We start from the raw sequence: 17,369 nt of genomic DNA, 5'->3' as shown, positions 1-17,369 counted from the left end.
GGGTGAGGCCCGAAACGCCGGGGAGGCCGGACGATCGCAGGTAAGGCGCCGTCCGCCTGTCCCGGCAAGCCCGTAGGAGGACAGCTCGTGCGCTACGAGATCCGCGTCGAGGGACACCTGTCGGAAGCGATGGCCCGAGCCTTCCCGGAGCTGGGCCACGTAGTGATGTCCGGCCAGACCGTCCTGTTCGGCCCGGTCGTGGACGAGGCGCACCTGTACGGGCTGCTGGCACGCTGCCAGTCGCTGGGACTGTGTGTCCTGGAGATGCGCCAACTGCCGGAGTGACGGGGACGGTCATCGTCCGGGCTACTGGTCCGGTGTCCCGGCGTCGCTGTCGGAACCCGGCTGCGCCGGCCCTCGGCCCTGTCGGCGCAGCCCGGCCTGGACCGCGCTCGCCAGCACCCGTGCGGCGACGCCCACGAGCAGCAGTCCTCCCACCATCTGCGCCATCGTCAGCACGCGCCCCGCCTGGGAGCGTGCCGCGATGTCCCCGTAGCCGACGGTACTGAACGTCGTCAGCGTGAAGTACAGGGCGTCCGTCCTGGTCAGCGGCTCGCTGAAGGAGCCCGGGGTGGAGCGGTCCACCATGTAGTAGGCGCCCGCGAAGAGAACCAGGAACAGCGCCAGCGTGGCGGCCAGGGCCTCGACTGCCTTGAGACGCGGGTGGGGTGAGCGCGCGATGGCCCACACCTCGAACCCGAACACCATCAGCACCCCCACCAAGCCGCACACGAGCAGCGCCGACGAGGTCACCGTGCCGTGTTCGTCCAGGGGCAGCAGGTAGTAGGCGGTGACGAGGCCGGCGGCGATGAGTACGGCGCGGATCAGGGCGACGACCGCCGCCCGCCGACGGGCGCGCAGAGACCGCCGACGGGCATCGAGAGACCGTCGGCGGCCGTCCGGTTCGGGCCGGGTGCGGCCCGGCCGGGGCGTGCTCGGATCGCTCATCGGATTCCTCCGAGGAAACCCCGGCCTTCAGGCGGGGGAGGGATCGGACTCCTGCGGAGCAGGGCCAGGGGCTGGGATTCGCCGCCAGGGCGAATCGCAGTGCCTTGACCAGTAGATTTGGCCCTCACCGACAGGTGCTCTAGCTTGTGAGCATGACCACGATGCAGGTGAAGCGGGCGTTCAAGTACCGCTTCTATCCGACGGATGTGCAGGCGGCTGAGCTGTCGCGCACCTTCGGATGTGTGCGGAAGGTCTACAACATGGCGCTCGACGCCCGTACGCGGGCGTGGACGCGGCAGGAGCGGGTCAACTACAACCAGACGTCCGCGATGCTGACGGCGTGGAAGCAGACCGAGGAACTCGCCTACCTGAACGAGGTGTCCAGCGTCCCCCTCCAGCAGGCGCTGCGGCACCTGCAGCTGGCGTTCACGAACTTCTTCGGCAAGCGGGCGAAGTATCCGCGCTTCAAGTCGCGGAAGAAGTCCCGGAAAAGCGCGGAGTACACCACCAGCGGTTTCCGATTCCGTAAAGGCGAGTTGACTCTCGCCAAGATGACCGAGCCGCTGGACATCGTGTGGTCGAGGCCGCTGCCGGAGGGTGTCACGCCGTCCACGGTGACGGTGTCCCAGGACGCGGCCGGACGCTGGTTCGTGTCGATGCTCTGCGACGACACCATCACCCCCGCCCCGCCCACCACGAACGCGGTCGGTATCGATCTGGGGATCACGTCTCTGGCGACGCTGTCCACCGGGGAGAAGATCACCAACCCCAAGCACGAGCGCAAGGACCGGGCCCGGCTTGTCAAAGCCCAGCGGGAACTGTCGCGCAAGGCCAAGGGTGACGGCGCCAACCGGGCGAAGGCCCGCCGGAAGGTGGCGCGTGTTCATGCCCGGATCGCCGACCGGCGCCGGGACTTCCTCCACAAGCTGACCACCCGTCTCGTCCGTGAGAACCAAACGGTCGTGATCGAGGACCTGACCGTCCGCACCATGGTCAAAAACCGCAAGCTCGCCCGCGCCATCTCCGATGCGGCGTGGACGGATATGCGGAGCATGCTGGAGTACAAGACCGCTTGGTACGGGCGGGAACTCGTGGTCGTCGACCGCTTCTTCCCCAGCTCGAGACTGTGCGGTGCCTGCGGCACGATCCGGGCGAAGCTGCCGCTCGACGTCCGGGAGTGGACGTGTGAGTGCGGTGCGGTCCATGACCGGGACGTGAACGCCGCGGAGAACCTTCTGGCCGCCGGGCTGGCGGTGTCTGTCTGGGGAGCCGGTGTAAGACCTCAACGGGAGTCCTCCCGGACGGGGCGGTCGGCGATGAAGCAGAAAACCCCACGGCGCGAGCCGTAGGAATCCCCCTCGTTCACGAGAGGGAGGAAGTCAACTCGTGTCTCTTCGTTTTCCCCCTTCCATCCATCGGTCCCGTCCTTAAGGGCCGAAGGGACTGGCACCTTGCTGGTTCCCACCTCACCTCCACCCCGGCGCCGAGGGATCACCCGTGGTGGGTGACCCGGGCACCCGGTGACAGGCGTGACCCTGGAGCGGTCAGTTCCCGGCACGGCGCCCCTTCCCACACGCCCTGTCGGCGGTCCGGAAGCGACCACTCGTCGATCACGCGAGGAGGAGCCATGACCATGCCGCGTGGACCGGCATCCCACACCGGACAGGAACACGAGCCCGACAGGGCGGGCCCCCGCCCCGGCGTCGGCCCCATGGGCGACTCCGCGGACGTGCTCGCGCGGCTCGGCCGTTCATGGATCTGGCTCCTGGGACCGGCCCTCGCGACGCTGGTGCTGGGCATCCTGGTACTGGTCTGGCCGGAGGAGACCCTGCACGTCCTCGCGGTCCTCATCGGCCTGTACCTGCTGGTGACCGGGGCGTTCCGGTTCGTGGCCGTCTTCGGCCGGGAGGAGCACGGTGAACGGCTCCCGGGACTGCTCCTGGCCGTGCTGTACGTACTGGCCGGAGTGCTGTGCCTGCGCAACCCGCTGCAGACCATCGACGCGCTCTCGCTGATCGTCGGCGTCGTCTGGCTGGTGTCCGGCGTCCTCACCCTCTACTCGGCGCTCGCCACCCAGGACATGCCGCACCGCGGCGTCGTCGTGGGTGTCGCGGTGCTCGGCATCGTCGCGGGGATCGTGGTGCTCGCCCTGCCGACGGAGTCCGCCCGCGCCCTGACCCGGCTGCTGGGCCTGTGGCTCGTCCTGCTCGGTCTGGCCGAGACGGCGGTCGCCCTCGCGTTGCGGACCGCGCTCCGAAAGACACCCACCACGGAGTCGGACCCGCCTGCCGGTACGGCCTGACACCGCGCCCGCCGCTCAGGCGGGCACGACGCGGCGGGCACACCCGGACCTCCCTCCACCTCCGTCATCCCGAGCGGTGATCGTCACGGGCGATCGTCGCGCCGGGCGGCGCACCCACGGACAGGAGCCCCCATGAACCCGGCCTCGACCCCCGATTCGCCCGATTCGCCGGACTCCGGCAGAGACCCGAACGCCACGCACGTCATCACCGCCGAGGAGCGGGCGGAGTACGAGCGGATGCGCCGGCACGCGGCGATACGCCACCGGCGACTACGCCGGGTCGTCTCGTCGGTCCTCCTGCTGCTGGCCCTGCTGCTCGCGCCCGTGGCCGTCGTCGCGGCCTGGGTCCAGGACACGGTCTCCGACACCGGCAGGTACGTGAAGACCGTCGGGCCGCTGGCGTCGGACCCGGCCGTGCAGGAGGTCGTGATCAACCGGCTCACGGACCGCGTGGTGCAGAACGTGGACGTCAAGGCGATAACGGACTCGCTCGCCGAGACGCTCAAGGACGCCGGGGCCAAACCCCGCGTCGTGGCGGGGGCCGAGGCCCTGGAGGGTCCGCTGCGGAGCGCGGTCAAGTCGGTCGTGGACCGCACTGTCACCCGTGTGATCACCAGCGACGCCTTCCAGCAGGTGTGGGAGGGCGCCAACCGGCGCGCTCACGGCGCGGTGGTCGGCATGCTCACCGGTGACGGCAAGGGTGCCGTGAGCGCCAAGGACGGTGCCGTCGAACTGAACCTGGGAGATGTCGTCGACCAGGTGCGGGAGCGGCTCGTCGACGCGGGCTTCGACAAGGCGTCCGCCATCCCGGACACCGACAAGACGGTCACGCTGTTCAAGACCGACAAGCTGGTAAAGGCGCAGGACGCGATGCGGTTGCTGGACGTTCTCGGCACCTGGCTGCCCGTTCTGACCGTCGTCCTCGCCGCTCTCGCGGTGTGGACCGCTCCGGCCCGCAGGGTGATGCTGATGATCACCGCGGCGGGGGTCGGCTTGATGATGGTGGTGCTGCTCGTCGCGCTGGCCGTGCTCCGACGGGTCTATCTGGACTCGGTCCCGTCCACCGTGCTGCCCACCGACGCGGCCTCGGCGATCTACGACACGTTCGTCCGGTTCCTTCGCGACAGCACGCGCACCCTGCTGATCGTCGCGGTGATCATCGTGCTGATCGCGTACCTGTACGGTCCCGGCCGTCCGGCTCGCGCCGTCCGCGCCCTGGCCGACCGGGGCACGACGGCCACCGGCCAGGCGCTGTACCGCTCCGGGGTGCCCACCGGATCCACCGGACGCTGGCTCGCGGGCCACCGGTCGTGGACCACCGCCGGGGTCCTAGCGGCCGGAGCGCTGACGCTGTTGCTCTGGAACCACCCCACGGTCGGAGCGGTGGCGCTCGTTCTCTGCGTTGCCGTGGCCGTCCTGCTCGGCCTGGCGATCGTCGCGGCCGCCGCCGGACCGGCCGACCGGGCGGCGGGCCGCGTGGCGGGCCGGACCAGTCCGTGATCCATGGTCGGGAAACCCGGCCCGGGGCGCGCGTCACTCAGCCGCACGACGTCACGCAGGCGTACGACCTCACCCGAGCGCACACGATCCCTGAGGCGCGCGGCCGCGCGGGCCGTGGCGGGCCTGCGGTCGGGGACCATGGCCGGGCTGCTGTCCCGTCTGTCGGCCCTCAACCTGGTGGAGGGCGCCGTACGGCTGGCCGCACAGGCGTTCCTCACCGCGCTCCCGCTGCTGATGACCTTCGCCGCGTTCGCCCCCGGCTGGATGCAGGACCTGCTGGCCGACTCTCTCCGCGCGGTTCTGGGAATGCGCGGCGACACCCTCGACGAGATGCGTCAGGTCTTCTCCGCGACCGGTACGACGCGGGACACCGTGGGAGCGGTGGGCCTGGTGGTGACGCTCGTTTCGGCCACGGCGTTCAGCCGGGCACTGCAGGCGGTGTGCGAGCGGTGCTGGCAGCTGCCGCGCGCACCGGTGCGGGCCGCGGTCTGGCGCTGGCTGCTCTGGCCGGTCGTCTGGCTGGCCTTCCTGCTGTTCCAGGCACCGCTGCGGGACGGGTTCGGTGCGGGAGCGGTGACCGGGCTGGTGCTGTCCCTGCTCTCGGCGACGCTGCTGTGGTGGTGGTCGCAGCATCTGCTGCTGGGCGGGCGTATCGGCTGGCTGAGTCTGCTGCCGGGAGCGCTGCTGGCAGGCACCGGTACGGTCCTGCTGAGCTGGGCCGCCCGCGTGCTGATGCCCACGGCCATGGAGCACAGCCTGGACGAGTTCGGCCCGCTCGGCCCGGTCTTCACGTTTCTTTCCTGGCTGATCGCCGTCTTCCTGACGGCCGTCTCGGGCCTGGCCCTCGGCGAGTACGTCGCCTCCACCACCTGGTATCGAACGGTCGCGGCGCGCGCACTCACCCGCGCCGGGTGAGGCCGCCCGGAGACGGCCGTGGGCAGGCTGGTGCGGCACAGAACTGCTGCCGGGCCCACGCCCGGGACGGAGGCCGAGATGACCGCGCAAACCTACCTGGCGTACGACTATCCGCTGTTGGGCGCCTTCTGGACCATGCTCGTGTTCTTCCTGTGGATCATGTGGTTCGTCCTGCTGTTCCGGATCATCGGCGACATCTTCCGGGACGACCAGCTGAGCGGCTGGGCGAAGGCAGGCTGGCTGGTGTTCTGCATCCTGCTGCCCTTCCTCGGCGTGTTCGTCTATGTGATCGCCCGCGGCAAGAGCATGGGCCGCCGGGAGATCAAGCAGGCGCGTGCGCAGCAGGACGAGTTCAAGGCGTACATCAGGGAAACCGCGTCCGGCGGCCAGCCCAGCAGCGTCGACGAACTCGCCAGGCTTTCCGAGATCCGCGACCGCGGCGACATCACGGACGAGGAGTTCCGCAGGGCCAAGGAACTGGTCCTGACCGGCCACGGTTCGGCGCAGCAGACGGGCTCCGCCACCGGCACCTCCCATCGCTGAGCATCCGCACCACCCGAATCGAGGCGCAAGATGACCGCGACACACACTCGGCCGGAATACACGGCGAAGCAGGAATGGGCAACCGGTCTGACGGCCTTCGCGGCCGTGATGCTCTCCCTCGTCGGCCTGCTCGACATCTTCCGGGGCATCATGGCCATCGCCGATGACGACATCTTCGTCACGACGCGCAACTACGTTTTCGAGTTCGACCTGACCAGCTGGGGCTGGATCCACCTCGTTCTGGGCGTGATCGCCCTGATCGTCAGCTTCGGGCTGCTCACGACCGCGATGTGGGCGCGCGTCGTCGGCGTGGGCATCGCCGGACTCGTCATCGTCGCCAACTTCCTCTCCCTGCCGTACTACCCGGTGTGGTCGGTCGTGATGATCGCGCTCTCGGGCTTCATCATCTGGGCCCTGTGCGTGGTCCCGCGCACCAACCTCTTCGACCTCTCCGAGGAGGGCACACCCCGCCGCGACTGAGGCAGCCCGGGCAGGGAACCGACGGCGCCCGGGCCCGTGAGGAGAAGGGCCGGCACATGGGACGAGACGGCGGGCACACGGGCAACCCGGGGGAGGCAGGAGCCGCGACCGTGCGCGAGAACAGTCCCGGCCGGGCTCGTCTGGCCGTGCTGGCCCTTCTGGGAAGCATGCTGGTGCCGCTCGTCGCCGCCGGTCTGCGGAGCGTGCTGTGGGTGCTGGTCGGTATCGCCGGGCTGGCGGTCGCCGCCGTCGGGGTGTGGTGGACCCTGGCGCACACCGGTGCTCTCCGCGCCCTCGGGGTGGCTGTCTCGCTGCTCGCACCCGTGGCCGTCCTCGTGCTGTACGCGACGTCCGGCATTCTGTGGGCGGCGTGTGTGTCGCTCGCTCTGTGGGCGCTGGCCGTCGCGACGGCACGCAGTGCCCTGGCCCCCGGGCACGTCGCCGCCGAACAGGCGGTCGCGGAGGCGCCCTGGCATCCCTGGGTCCTCATGAACCCGCGCTCCGGTGGCGGCAAGGTGGACCGATTCGGCCTGGTGGGGAAGGCGCGGGCGGCCGGCTGCCGGGTGGTCCTGCTCGAAGGCGGCCAGGATGTCTCCGCGTTGGCCCGGCAGGCCGTCGCGGAGGGGGCCGATCTGCTGGCGGTGGCGGGCGGCGACGGCACCCAGGCGCTGGTGGCCGAGGTCGCCGCGGCCCATGACCTGCCTTTCGTGGTGATTCCCGCCGGTACCCGCAACCACTTCGCCCTCGATCTCGGCCTCGACCGCGAGGATCCGGCGAAGGCGCTGGAAGCCCTTGCCGACGGCGTGGAACTCCGCGTCGACCTCGGGTTCGCCGCAGGCCGGGTCTTCGTCAACAACGCCTCGTTCGGCACGTACGCGTCCGTCGTCACCGACCCCGCGTACCGCGATGCCAAAGCCCGCACGACCCTGCGGACCCTCCCCGGCTTCCTCACCGGCAAGGACGCGCCCCGGATGCGGATGCGGGCCGACCGGACGCACGTCGACGGACTTCAGGCGCTGCTCGTCAGCAACAATCCCTACGGGCGTGCCGTCGACGCCGCCCGTCCGGGGCGCAGGGAGCGGCTGGACTCGGGTCTCCTGGGCGTGGTGTGCGTGCGGGTCGGCAACACCGCTCAGGCGGCGCGTCTGGTGCGCGGTCCGCGTTCCGGGGGATTCGTCCGGCTGAGTGCCGGGGAGGTCGTCGTCGAAGCGGGCACGGACACCCTCCCGGTCGGCATCGACGGGGAACACGTCGTTGTGCCGGCACCCGTGGTGTGCCGTATCGCGCCCGGGGCACTCCGGGTCCGTGTGCCACGACACCGCCCCCGCGCTCGGCGGGTCGGTGGCGGGGCGGCCGACTGGCCGCGGGTGGCACGGTTGGCGCTGAGCAGGAGTCCGGCGGACGACGCGACACATGGCTGACTGTGGGGCGCGGACATGAGTGACCGGCCGGTGGCCTCGCGCGCACGGAAGTTCGCGCGGCAGCCACCGGCCGGTGCGGGTGGGGCTGTTACACCCGGGTGGGGCTGTTACACCATGGAGTCGTTGTCCCGGCCTCCGGTGCCGCCCTGCTGCTCGCTCTGCTCCATGAGCCGACGAGCCTTCTCCTTCAGCCGAGAACGCTCGTCCGGGTCGGTGGCACGCTCCGCGGCCTGTTCCATCTCCTGAGCCTTCTGCCGCATCTGCTGGGCTCGGCCGCGGGACTCACCTGCAACGCTCATGATCACTCCTTGGGTGATGTGGGGAGAGCGGGCCACACCAGCGAAACAGCGCCGGCGCTCCCGCGCATCTCAGACGATCACCCTCTGTTGTCTCCGCAGCTCACAGCCACCTCGTACGGCGGGAGGGGGAGAGCAGGTCTCCCCCTCCTCACCTCGGGCGGGGTGCTTCGGAGCGCCGCTTCAGTCCTCCCGCCGCACGACGCACAGGGCCCAGATGACGAAGGCGTACAGCGCGATCAGGGTGAGCGACCAGACGGGGTAGTACGGGATCGACAGGAAGTTGGCGATGATCAGCAGCCCCGCGATGCCGACCGCGACGACCCGGGCCCACGTGGCGCGCGAGAAGAGGCCGGCGCTGACAGACATGGCGATCACGCCCAGGACGAGCTGGATCCAGCCCCAGCTGGTCAGGTCGAACTTGAAGACGTAGTTCGGGGTGTTCACGTAGACGTCGTCGTCGGCGATCGCCATGATGCCCCGGAACAGGTCGAGGATGCCGGCGATGAACAGCATGACGCCGGCGAACGTCACCAGTCCGCCGGCGCCTGCCGGTGCCCTGTCCATGCTGCGGTGGTGGGTCGTGGTGGCCATAACGGATTCCTCACTTCCTGAGGGAGACGCGACACATGTGCCGCGTTTCCGAGCGTGCCGGAGGCCACGCCCGGCGTGATCACCCGTGGCGGGTGAAGCCTGCGAGGCGGATCGCTGATGACCTGGGATTCCAGGAACAGCGACACCACACCCGCTGCAGAAGGAGCCGGTTATGGCCGACGAAATGATGGGAACTGCCGGCGTCAGCGCCCTCGCTGAGGCGGACGCCCCCGTGTTCGAAACACTTGTCCAGATGACCCTCGACACGTTCGAGCGATCGGGGCTGGACCCCGAGACCTATCTGCTGGCACGCATCGCGGCGCTGGTGGCCATGGACGCCTCCCCTGCCTCGTACATGCTCAACGTCGGCGCCGCGGAAGGGCTCGGCGTGCCCCTGGAGAGGGTTCAGGGTGTTCTCGTGGCGGTCGCCCCGGTGGTCGGCAGCGCCCGCGTGGTGTCCGCCGCGCGAAGCATCGGGGAGGCCTTCGGCCTGGCCCTGGACCACGACGAGGGCGGGGACGCCGCCGGGTCGGCCATGTGAATTCGGCGTACCGCCATACGCCACGCGGGAAGGGCGTGACCTCCGAGCGGAGGTCACGCCCTTCCCGCGTGGCGTAGCTCAGGCCGGCTCGGCGGCCACCTGCCCGTTGCGGACGGCGTCGACGAGTGCCTGGTGGTCCCGTTCGTTCTGGTCGGCGTAGGTCTCCGCGAACGTCACGAGTGCCCGGTCGAAGGAGTCGCCGCCACCCAGATAGGAGGCGATGGCGATCCGGTCGCCGGACCTCGCGTGGGCCCGGGCCAGGGTCGCGCCGCAGAGCGCGCCGAAGGTGCGCATGCCCCGCGGCACCATGTCCTCGGCCACCGCGACCCCCTTCCAGTCCCGCAACTGCCGTACGTAGAAGTCCCGTCGCCGGCCGTCGAGCCCCTCGACCCGTTCCCAGCCCAGGAGGATGTCGCTGGTGGCCTGCATCAGCCGCTGCCCGGAGACGACCCTCTCGCCCTGATTCCGGTAGACGCTGCCCCCGACGTGGGGTGCCAGCACCGACTCGTCGGCCTCCTTGGCCTGCAGGAACAGCGGGTCCTCGTCGTCCTTGCCCAGCAGGAGCACGATCCAGCAGCGGGTCCCCACGCTGCCGACGCCGACCACCTTGCGCGCCATGTCGGCGACCCGGTGCTGTTCCAGGAGGAAGCGCCGGTCCGACTGCACGCTCTGGCCGTAGCGCTCGATGAGCCGGCGGATCAGCTGCTCCAGCTTGGCGCGTCGGGCCTCCGTCATCAGGTCCTGGAGGGGGGTGATCAGCGGTGGATCGGGGGTGATCCGCCGCTTGCCGTCCACGACGTGGGTGAGTTTCTCGAAAACCTGCTGGGTGTCGTGCGAACGCGCCTTCCGCACCGCCCGCGCCCAGCGGTCACGGCCCCGCGCGGACAGATCCGCCCCGAACCGCTCACGTACCCAGTCCACGTCGAACTGGGCGTACCAGACGGCCATGTTGCCGAGTTCGGCGAAGGCACGCATGTTCTCGCGGTAGGACCGCACGGCCGCCCGTACGATCTTGGCCCGCTCCTTGGTGCTGAAGCCGTTCAGTCGGCCGGCGATCACGAAACTGGCGGCCAGACGCTTGACGTCCCATTCCCAGGGGCCCGGCAGCGTCTCGTCGAAGTCGTTGATGTCGAACATGAGGCGGCGCTCCGGCGAGGCCAGCAGCCGGAAGTTCAGCATGTGCGCGTCGCCGCACAGCTGGGTCGTGATTCCCGTTCTCGGCGTGTCCGCGAGGTCGGAGGCCATGATGGCGGCCGCTCCCCGGTAGAAGCGGAAGGGCGACTCGGTCATCCTGCCGTAGCGGATCGGTACGAGTTCGGGTACCCGGGCCGCCGACTGCTTCTCGATGATCTCCAAGGGGTCCGGCCGCTTCGGTCCGGGGTCGAACTCGGCGTGACTGCTACGGGGTACGGATTTCCGCGCGGCCTTGCCGAGCGCGGCCCTCTCCTGCGGGGTGTGGTCCCGTATCGCGTATCCGTCGAGGTGGTGTGGGGTCATGGTGCCGCTCCAAGGGGGTGGACACCGCCGCGCGGGATCCCGGCGACGGCCGTCAGCGGGGATCGACCGCTCCGATGCCCCGCAGCGGCCTTGCCTCGACCGGTGCCACAACCGGGGCCCACGGCCACGGTTGCCCGGAGCGTGCTCCGATTTTGCCGAGCCAATGAGAAAACGGCCTAAAATAGAGCATATCCCCGTTCGAGAACCCTGGCGGCCCGGGGCCGGGGCACCCCGGCCCCCTCGCGAGGGCTTCTTGGCCATACGTCAGGGAGCGGCGGTCACGAGGCGGTTCCCCCCCCCGTTGGATGGTGAAGTCATGAACCAGCACGACCAGCAGTCCCGTCGGACGATCGACATCGACATCCGGCTCGTCAGGATCGGTGCCGTGCTGACCGCGGCCGGCGCCGTGGTGGCATGCGCCGGTATGGCGGTCGGTGCCTTCGCCGTGCTTACCGCAGGTCGGCGCATGATCCACGACATGGACATGCCCCGGGCCCAGCAGGTGGCCGAGAAGTGGCAGCAGGCCAAAGAGGCCTCCAGGGCAGGTGCGCAGGCGTGGCAGTCCGCGTCCCACTCCCACAACGGGTCGCTCGCCCGCTAGAAGCCGGCCGCTCGCAGGTTCCCCTGGCTGCGGCGGCTAACGCTGTGGCGGCTGCTCCTGCCGATGAGGCGCCAGCTTCGCCGTCGCGACGTACGAGACCACGACCGCGACGATCACCAGCGGCATGACGGTCAGCCCCTGCGCTCCGATCAGCAGCGTGGCGAGCAGGACGGAGACCATCGGAAGCCCCAGCATCGCGGCGCTCATGGCCCCGACGCCCATCGCGAACCCCGCGACCAGACTCAGCCCCGGCAGGTGCGAGAACAGGATGCCGCCCGCCGCCCCCACGAACATCCCGGGAAAGATCGGGCCTCCCCTGAAACAGCTGAGCGACGCGCAGTAGGCCAGGCCCTTGCACAGCACCAACAGCGACAAGGCTCCCACCGAGAACCCGGCGCTGTGCCTGAGGAGCGGATCCAGCGCCGTCTGCCCCGAATACAGCACGTCGGTCGCTGTTTTGCCGGTGCCCTCCGCATAGCCGATCGCCAGCCCCGCCACGACCAGGCCCATGACCACCGTGGCCGGAACCCGTCGTCTCTCGACGTGCGTCCTGAGCCGGACGGCGAGCCATCGGATTCCCACGCCCACGAGTGCGGCCGACACTCCGATGACCAGCGCCCAGCCGAATTCCGCCGCTGTCGGGTCCGAGGCCTTGGGGACGTCGTTCAGTGCCAGCGAGTAGGTGCCCAGGCCGGTCCAGGATCCCAGCCCGACGAAGATGAGTGCGCCGATGCCCGCGGCGAGCAGGCCGGGCACCAGCACCACCGCCATCATCGGCCCACCCAGCCCCGAGGCCTCCATCAGGAGGAACGCTCCGAGCAGCGGTGATCCGAGCAGGGAGCTGACGGCCGCGAAACTGCCCGCCGCCCCCAGCACCGTGATCACCTGCTCCGGGGGGTTTCGTCTGACCATCCGCACGGTGCCGGCGGCGAGCCCGCCGCCGAGCGCCAGGAGGGGGGCCTCGGGTCCGAGGACGGCGGCGAAGCTGAGCGTCGCCAGAGCCGCGAGGAAGATGCCGGGCAGCTCGATGGGTGTGGGCGGGCCGGCCGCCTTGAACCCGGCCGACGGTTCATGGCCGCCGGACCCCGGCAGATACCTGACCGCCAGCCCCGTGAGCAACCCCCCTACGGCGAGAAGCGGCAACGGCCACCACGGTGGCGTTCGGTCGAACCCCAGTGACTTGGGCAGATCCGTGTAGATCAGTGGCTGAAGTTCGCCGATCAGCGCGAGGAAGCCGAACGCCGCCGCGGACACCGGCACGCCGATCAGCGCGGACATCGCCAGAAGCACCAGGTACGCGCGGCTCCGGAGAAGGGCCCGCGGGTCCGGCGGTGACGCGGTCTCGGTTCCCGCCGTGGCGACCGGCATGCGCGTTGCCTCCAGACGATGCTGACCTCGCTCGGGGTCCCGGAGCCGCGTTCAGCGAACCTGGAACGCTCCGCCACCTGACACGACGGGCAGGCGCTGTTGCGAGCCTGGCACGACGTTCCCGTGCGGGCATTTCGACGCCGCCCGTGCGGTTGACCCCGACGCCTCACGGCGGCCCGCCCGCCGTAGCGGAGGCGAGCGTGCCGCTCGCCGTTTCCCTTTGCCCCGCCCAGGGCAGATCGCGACCGCTTCATGGGACAGGGCGGGTGCACACTGACAGTGGGGCGAGTGCCTGACTGCGGGGTGATGCGGATGTCCAACCGGATACACAGCGACCGGCGACTGACCGTGCGGATGACGGTCACGCTGTTTCTGCTCGGACTGCTGTACGTGGCCTTCGTCGCCGCGTTGATCGTGCTGCTGAAGTCCTGGGTACTGGTCGTGGTGGTCGGGGCGGGGTTCCTCGCCGCCCAGTACTGGTTCTCCGACCGGGTCGCCCTGTTCGCGATGCGCGGGCGGGTCGTGGAGCGCGAGGAGTACCCACAGCTGCACGGGGTGATCGACCGACTGTGTGCCGTGGCGGACCTGCCCAAGCCGGTGGTCGCCGTCTCGGACATGGATATGCCGAACGCGTTCGCGACCGGGCGGAACGCCGATCACGCCGTGGTGTGCGTGACCACCGGGTTGCTGCGGCGGCTGGAACCGGAGGAGCTGGAGGGGGTGCTCGCGCACGAGCTGTCCCATGTCGCGCACAAGGACGTCGCCGTGATCACCGTCGCGTCGTTCCTCGGTGTCATCGCCGGGCTCATCGTCCGGTTCGCGTTCTACTCGCAGCTGTTCGGCGGGGGCCGGCGGGACCAGAACACCGCCGTCGTCTTCGCGGCGGTGATGGGTGTCTCCGCGGCCGTCTACACGATCAGCTTCCTGCTGATCCGCGCCCTGTCCCGGTACCGCGAACTGGCCGCCGACCGCTCCGCCGCGCAGCTCACCGGGCGCCCCTCGGCACTGGCCTCCGCACTCACCAAGGTCTCCGGCGACATCGCGCGGATCCCGTCGAAGGACCTGCGGACCGCGCAGGCCTTCAACGCCTTCTACTTCACGCCCGCCCTCGGCAAGGAGCCGGGGCTGGCGCGGTACTTCTCCACCCATCCCAGTCTGGAGCAGCGGATCGACCAACTGGGGCGGATGTCCGCCGAGTTGGGTGAGGCGGCGGCTCCCGGTTCCGGGAAGTGAACGAGGCTCGGCAAGGCTGGGAGTGGCTGTATGGGGTTGCTGGACATTCTGCTGGGGCGCACCAGGCCCGTCGCGCCGGATCTCGACCGGCTCTTCGGGCTGCCGTCGGCCGCGGTGACGCTCCAGGCAGCGGCCGGCTTCACGCCCACGGGCGGGGGCGCGGTGTGCTTCGCCACGGTGGAGGGCGCGGCCTTCGACGACGTACGCCGGGAGGTTCAGGCGCTGCTCGACGCGGATGCGGAGCGGACCGGGCCGCCGGTGGAACTCGTACGGGACGAGTACGGGTACTCGTGGCTGGTGTCGCGGCGCGGGGCGGAGGAGCTGCCGGCGCTCGTCGGGGATCTGCACGCGGTCAACAGCGCGTTGGAGGCGGCCGGGTTCGGGCCTCAACTGCTGTGTTCGGTGCTCTGGTTCGAGCGCGCGGACAGCGGAGACGTGGTACCGCTCGGGCTTGTCTATCTGTACAAGCGCGGGACCTTCTATCCCTTCGCTCCGTCGGCGGACGGCGAGGGTCGCGAGGGTCGCGGTGAGCGTCAACGGCGGGACAACGCCCTGGAGTTGCAGATACGGGCCGCGCTGGCCGGCGATCTGCGGATCGAGGACGATCTGAGCCGGTGGTTCCCGGTGTGGGGCGCCCCCGGTCTCTGAGACGGACCGGGGGCACACCCCCTACCGCTGCTGGTCCTACTGGCCCCGCTCGCGGCGGTAGCGGCGCTCCCACCTGGCCTGCTGGTCACGACGCTGGCGGTAGGCGCGGTAGGTGGCCGGTGCGGAACCGGCGGCCGGGGTGCCACCCCCGGACGAGGGTGCCGCCGAGCCGCTCCCCGTGCGGCCGTAGCGGAAGTAGACGAAGACGAGGCCGGCGGCGGCGAGCCACAGGACGTTGTCGTTGAAGCCCATGACGACCAGGACGACGGTCGCGGAGACGATCAAGGTGCCCATGACCAGACTCCTTGTGGGTGGCGTGGGTGGCTGAGCGGTGAGGTGCGCGACGGTGCGAGCCGACGGGACGCTTGGGGTGGCGTCCACCCGCCGGTGCGTAGAGATCAGCCCCGAGTTGCCCAGGTGGTGCCTGTGCGGCGGGAGGCGGTTGAACGGCTCGCCGTGCGTGTCCCAGCGTAGGGACGGCGGGGGAGGCCGCGCATCCGTATTACCGGCGCGCCCCGGAAAGGCGGGCGGGTGCCCTGCGGTGAGCAGGACACCCGTCGCTCCGTTCAGCGTTCAGCGTTCGGCGTTTGCGTTCAGCGGGAGTAGCGCATCAGGGCTCGCACCATGTGGCACGTCGTGTCCGACGGCGGGTGGACGCCGATCAGGTCCGCCGCGCTGCGGATCGTCTCGTTGCGGGCCTGGTTCGGCATGTGGACGCCGGAGTCGAGCAGGGCGATCGCGAGCCGCATCGCCTTGAGGCGGCGGTTGTGCGTGACGTACCACTCGCGCGGGCGGCCCGGCGGCAGCGGGCGCTTCTCCACGGGGGCGTACGGCAGGTCGAGCACGACCCCTCTCCTCGCGGTGGACTGGGTGGGCAACGGCTTGAGAGCGGCAGCGGGCACAGGCATCCTCCTGTCGCGGTCAGAGTGGCGCCGGAACCCCCGGCGACACCCTCGAACACTGCTTCTATTCTACTACCCGGCACTGACAAAAGGCCCTGGCCACAAGGCCTTTGGAAGGTCCCTGGCGTACCGTGAGCCCCATGGAAATCTGGATCAACCCGGCCTGCTCCAAGTGCCGTGGAGCCCTGTCGCTGCTCGACGCCGAGGGCGCCGAATACACCGTCCGCCGCTACCGAACACTTGCACAGCGCTCCACCCTTCAGGGGGGAGGTGAAGGGCATCCTGCCCATAGCGGCCCGGAGAGCCGCAATGCCATTGCTAGAGTCGCCTTGTCCGGCAACGTAGTTGGCGGACCTACCGCCGGACTGGCGGGACGTCAAGCCTGTGGAGACCTTGTCAGACCACCCTCGGGTGGCAGGGGCCGATGAAGCAGGAACCCGAGGGAGCACCGCGTAGCAGTGCTGACCGGAATCGCCTGCGTTCACGCAGGCGAGGATGTCAACTGGAGGAAGTGCCCACCGAGGCCGAGATCCGGGACGTGCTCGACCGTCTCGGGCTCGAGCCCTGGGACATCACCCGGACCCAGGAAGCCGTCGCCAAGGAGTTGGGGGTGCGGGAGTGGGGCCGGGAGGCGGCGGATCGGAAGCGGTGGGTCGCGGCTCTCGCCGCGCATCCGAAGCTCATCCAGCGGCCCATCATCACCGCCGACGACGGCAGCGCCGTGGTGGGCCGTACGGAGGAGGCCGTGCGGGACGCGATGTCACGGCGTCCACCCGCGTGACGTACGTCATCCCGCGTGACGTACGTCACTTCGATGGCTCCGGTGACCGCTGAGTAGCCTCGTTCGGTATCTCGTACATAGCGGCGTACGCTCCCCTATCTCTTCAGGAGGCGCGCATGTCGCGCAGGAGAACTGTCAGTACGAAGAAGAAGCTCGCCCTGTTGGTCGGTGCCGGGCTGGTGGCGGGCGGTGGCGCCTTCGCGATGGCGGCCACCTCCAACGCGGCGCAGACCGCCGCCGATTCGACCGTCTGCCAGGGGCTCGCCACCGCCCTGGGCAACAACCAGAAGTTCATCGCGGACCAACGGGCCGCCCCCGACGCCCAGTCGGCCGCCCGGATCGCCAACCGTGACGCGGTCGTCGCGCAGATCAAGGTCCAGCAGGAGGCGTCGGGGTGCATGGTTGGGGAGTCGGCTCAGGACTCCCAGATCACGCAGCCCGTCACCGAGCCCGTACCCGGGGCCGAGTCCTCGTCGCCGGCCCAGACCGCCCCGCCCGCCGCACCGGACGCGCCGGCCGACCCCGGCGTGCCCGGCGACGGTCAGCAGGTCTGCGACGGGTCCACCGTCACCCTGTCCGGGGAGGGCGGGGCCCCGGCCGCGTCCAGCAACCAGTTCCCCGCCGGGACCACGTTGCGCGTCACCAACCTGGACAACAACAAGTCGACGACCGTCGAGGTCACTTCGGTCTCCGGCAGTTGCGCCCTGCTCAACAACGCGGCCTTCGAGCAGGTACGCGAGCCCGGCAAGTTCCTGATCCGCCGGGCGCTGATCGAGAAGGTGGGGTGACGTCCCGGCGC

Annotated in this window: 20 protein-coding genes and 1 pseudogene; 14 read left to right on the top strand and 7 right to left on the bottom strand. The window is 70.2% G+C overall.

What is annotated here, in order from left to right:
* The first annotated feature begins 87 nt into the window (after positions 1–87).
* Positions 88–285: a hypothetical protein gene (locus PV396_RS41825; RefSeq protein ID WP_319213605.1), complete on the top strand. Its 198-nt coding sequence runs from the start codon at positions 88–90 to the stop codon at positions 283–285.
* A gap of 21 nt (positions 286–306) precedes the next feature.
* On the opposite strand, the gene PV396_RS41820 is transcribed toward PV396_RS41825, so the two are convergent.
* Entirely contained in the window at positions 307–948 is a 642-nt protein-coding gene (locus PV396_RS41820) for a potassium channel family protein (RefSeq protein ID WP_319213604.1), read from the bottom strand.
* Between the two features lie 152 nt (positions 949–1,100).
* On the opposite strand from PV396_RS41820, the gene PV396_RS41815 reads away from it, so the two are divergent.
* From PV396_RS41815 to PV396_RS41785, 7 genes are all read left to right on the top strand, one after another.
* On the top strand, positions 1,101–2,297 hold the full coding sequence (locus PV396_RS41815) for an RNA-guided endonuclease TnpB family protein (protein WP_319213603.1): 1,197 nt from the start codon (positions 1,101–1,103) through the stop codon (positions 2,295–2,297).
* 278 nt (positions 2,298–2,575) lie between these two features.
* On the top strand, positions 2,576–3,250 hold the full coding sequence (locus PV396_RS41810) for an HdeD family acid-resistance protein (protein WP_319213602.1): 675 nt from the start codon (positions 2,576–2,578) through the stop codon (positions 3,248–3,250).
* Positions 3,251–3,382: 132 nt separating this feature from the next.
* Positions 3,383–4,750, top strand: a complete 1,368-nt coding sequence (locus PV396_RS41805; protein ID WP_319213601.1) for a hypothetical protein — start codon at positions 3,383–3,385, stop codon at positions 4,748–4,750.
* A gap of 138 nt (positions 4,751–4,888) precedes the next feature.
* Positions 4,889–5,665: a ribonuclease BN gene (locus PV396_RS41800; RefSeq protein WP_319213600.1), complete on the top strand. Its 777-nt coding sequence runs from the start codon at positions 4,889–4,891 to the stop codon at positions 5,663–5,665.
* Positions 5,666–5,743: 78 nt separating this feature from the next.
* On the top strand, positions 5,744–6,208 hold the full coding sequence (locus PV396_RS41795) for an SHOCT domain-containing protein (protein WP_319213599.1): 465 nt from the start codon (positions 5,744–5,746) through the stop codon (positions 6,206–6,208).
* Positions 6,209–6,238: 30 nt separating this feature from the next.
* Complete coding sequence (locus PV396_RS41790; protein ID WP_319213598.1) at positions 6,239–6,688, top strand: hypothetical protein; 450 nt, start codon at positions 6,239–6,241, stop codon at positions 6,686–6,688.
* A gap of 56 nt (positions 6,689–6,744) precedes the next feature.
* Entirely contained in the window at positions 6,745–8,109 is a 1,365-nt protein-coding gene (locus PV396_RS41785; RefSeq protein ID WP_319213597.1) for a diacylglycerol/lipid kinase family protein, read from the top strand.
* A 107-nt stretch (positions 8,110–8,216) separates the two neighbouring features.
* Here PV396_RS41785 and PV396_RS41780 read toward each other — a convergent pair whose 3' ends face one another.
* Both PV396_RS41780 and PV396_RS41775 read right to left on the bottom strand, forming a co-directional pair.
* Complete coding sequence (locus PV396_RS41780; protein ID WP_319213596.1) at positions 8,217–8,408, bottom strand: DUF6381 family protein; 192 nt, start codon at positions 8,406–8,408, stop codon at positions 8,217–8,219.
* A 180-nt stretch (positions 8,409–8,588) separates the two neighbouring features.
* Positions 8,589–8,999 carry a hypothetical protein gene (locus tag PV396_RS41775; RefSeq protein ID WP_319213595.1) on the bottom strand — a complete coding sequence of 137 codons (411 nt, stop codon included), beginning with the start codon at positions 8,997–8,999 and terminating at the stop codon, positions 8,589–8,591.
* A 172-nt stretch (positions 9,000–9,171) separates the two neighbouring features.
* Here PV396_RS41775 and PV396_RS41770 point away from each other — a divergent pair, with 172 nt between their 5' ends.
* Positions 9,172–9,540, top strand: coding sequence for a carboxymuconolactone decarboxylase family protein (locus tag PV396_RS41770; RefSeq protein ID WP_319213594.1), 369 nt, complete (start codon positions 9,172–9,174; stop codon positions 9,538–9,540).
* Positions 9,541–9,618: 78 nt separating this feature from the next.
* Here PV396_RS41770 and PV396_RS41765 read toward each other — a convergent pair whose 3' ends face one another.
* Positions 9,619–11,037: a DUF2252 domain-containing protein gene (locus PV396_RS41765; RefSeq protein ID WP_319213593.1), complete on the bottom strand. Its 1,419-nt coding sequence runs from the start codon at positions 11,035–11,037 to the stop codon at positions 9,619–9,621.
* Between the two features lie 316 nt (positions 11,038–11,353).
* Here PV396_RS41765 and PV396_RS41760 point away from each other — a divergent pair, with 316 nt between their 5' ends.
* The gene (locus PV396_RS41760; protein ID WP_319213592.1) at positions 11,354–11,638 is read left to right on the top strand and encodes a hypothetical protein; all 285 of its coding nucleotides are present in this window, start codon (positions 11,354–11,356) and stop codon (positions 11,636–11,638) included.
* 36 nt (positions 11,639–11,674) lie between these two features.
* Here PV396_RS41760 and PV396_RS41755 read toward each other — a convergent pair whose 3' ends face one another.
* Positions 11,675–13,006 carry a chloride channel protein gene (locus PV396_RS41755; RefSeq protein ID WP_319213591.1) on the bottom strand — a complete coding sequence of 444 codons (1,332 nt, stop codon included), beginning with the start codon at positions 13,004–13,006 and terminating at the stop codon, positions 11,675–11,677.
* A gap of 312 nt (positions 13,007–13,318) precedes the next feature.
* On the opposite strand from PV396_RS41755, the gene htpX reads away from it, so the two are divergent.
* Entirely contained in the window at positions 13,319–14,239 is a 921-nt protein-coding gene (htpX, locus tag PV396_RS41750; RefSeq protein WP_319213590.1) for a zinc metalloprotease HtpX, read from the top strand.
* A 30-nt stretch (positions 14,240–14,269) separates the two neighbouring features.
* Complete coding sequence (gene pspAB, locus PV396_RS41745; protein WP_319213589.1) at positions 14,270–14,887, top strand: PspA-associated protein PspAB; 618 nt, start codon at positions 14,270–14,272, stop codon at positions 14,885–14,887.
* Between the two features lie 36 nt (positions 14,888–14,923).
* On the opposite strand, the gene PV396_RS41740 is transcribed toward pspAB, so the two are convergent.
* Together PV396_RS41740 and PV396_RS41735 are read right to left on the bottom strand one after the other, a co-directional pair.
* Entirely contained in the window at positions 14,924–15,181 is a 258-nt protein-coding gene (locus PV396_RS41740; RefSeq protein WP_319213588.1) for a hypothetical protein, read from the bottom strand.
* A 299-nt stretch (positions 15,182–15,480) separates the two neighbouring features.
* The gene (locus PV396_RS41735) at positions 15,481–15,789 is read right to left on the bottom strand and encodes a hypothetical protein (RefSeq protein WP_307625557.1); all 309 of its coding nucleotides are present in this window, start codon (positions 15,787–15,789) and stop codon (positions 15,481–15,483) included.
* 502 nt (positions 15,790–16,291) lie between these two features.
* Between PV396_RS41735 and PV396_RS41725 the strand changes: the two are divergent.
* A pseudogene (locus PV396_RS41725) lies at positions 16,292–16,570 on the top strand (ArsC/Spx/MgsR family protein); the annotation flags it as partial.
* A 116-nt stretch (positions 16,571–16,686) separates the two neighbouring features.
* Positions 16,687–17,358, top strand: a complete 672-nt coding sequence (locus PV396_RS41720; RefSeq protein WP_319213587.1) for a hypothetical protein — start codon at positions 16,687–16,689, stop codon at positions 17,356–17,358.
* The last annotated feature ends 11 nt before the right edge of the window (positions 17,359–17,369 follow it).

Origin of the sequence: Streptomyces sp. ME02-8801-2C (genome assembly GCF_033793965.1) — a bacterium.
In the GTDB taxonomy this organism is placed as follows: Bacteria; Actinomycetota; Actinomycetes; order Streptomycetales; family Streptomycetaceae; genus Streptomyces.
Note: the sequence above shows the minus strand (reverse complement) of the source record. Positions and strands in the feature narration are given on the sequence as shown.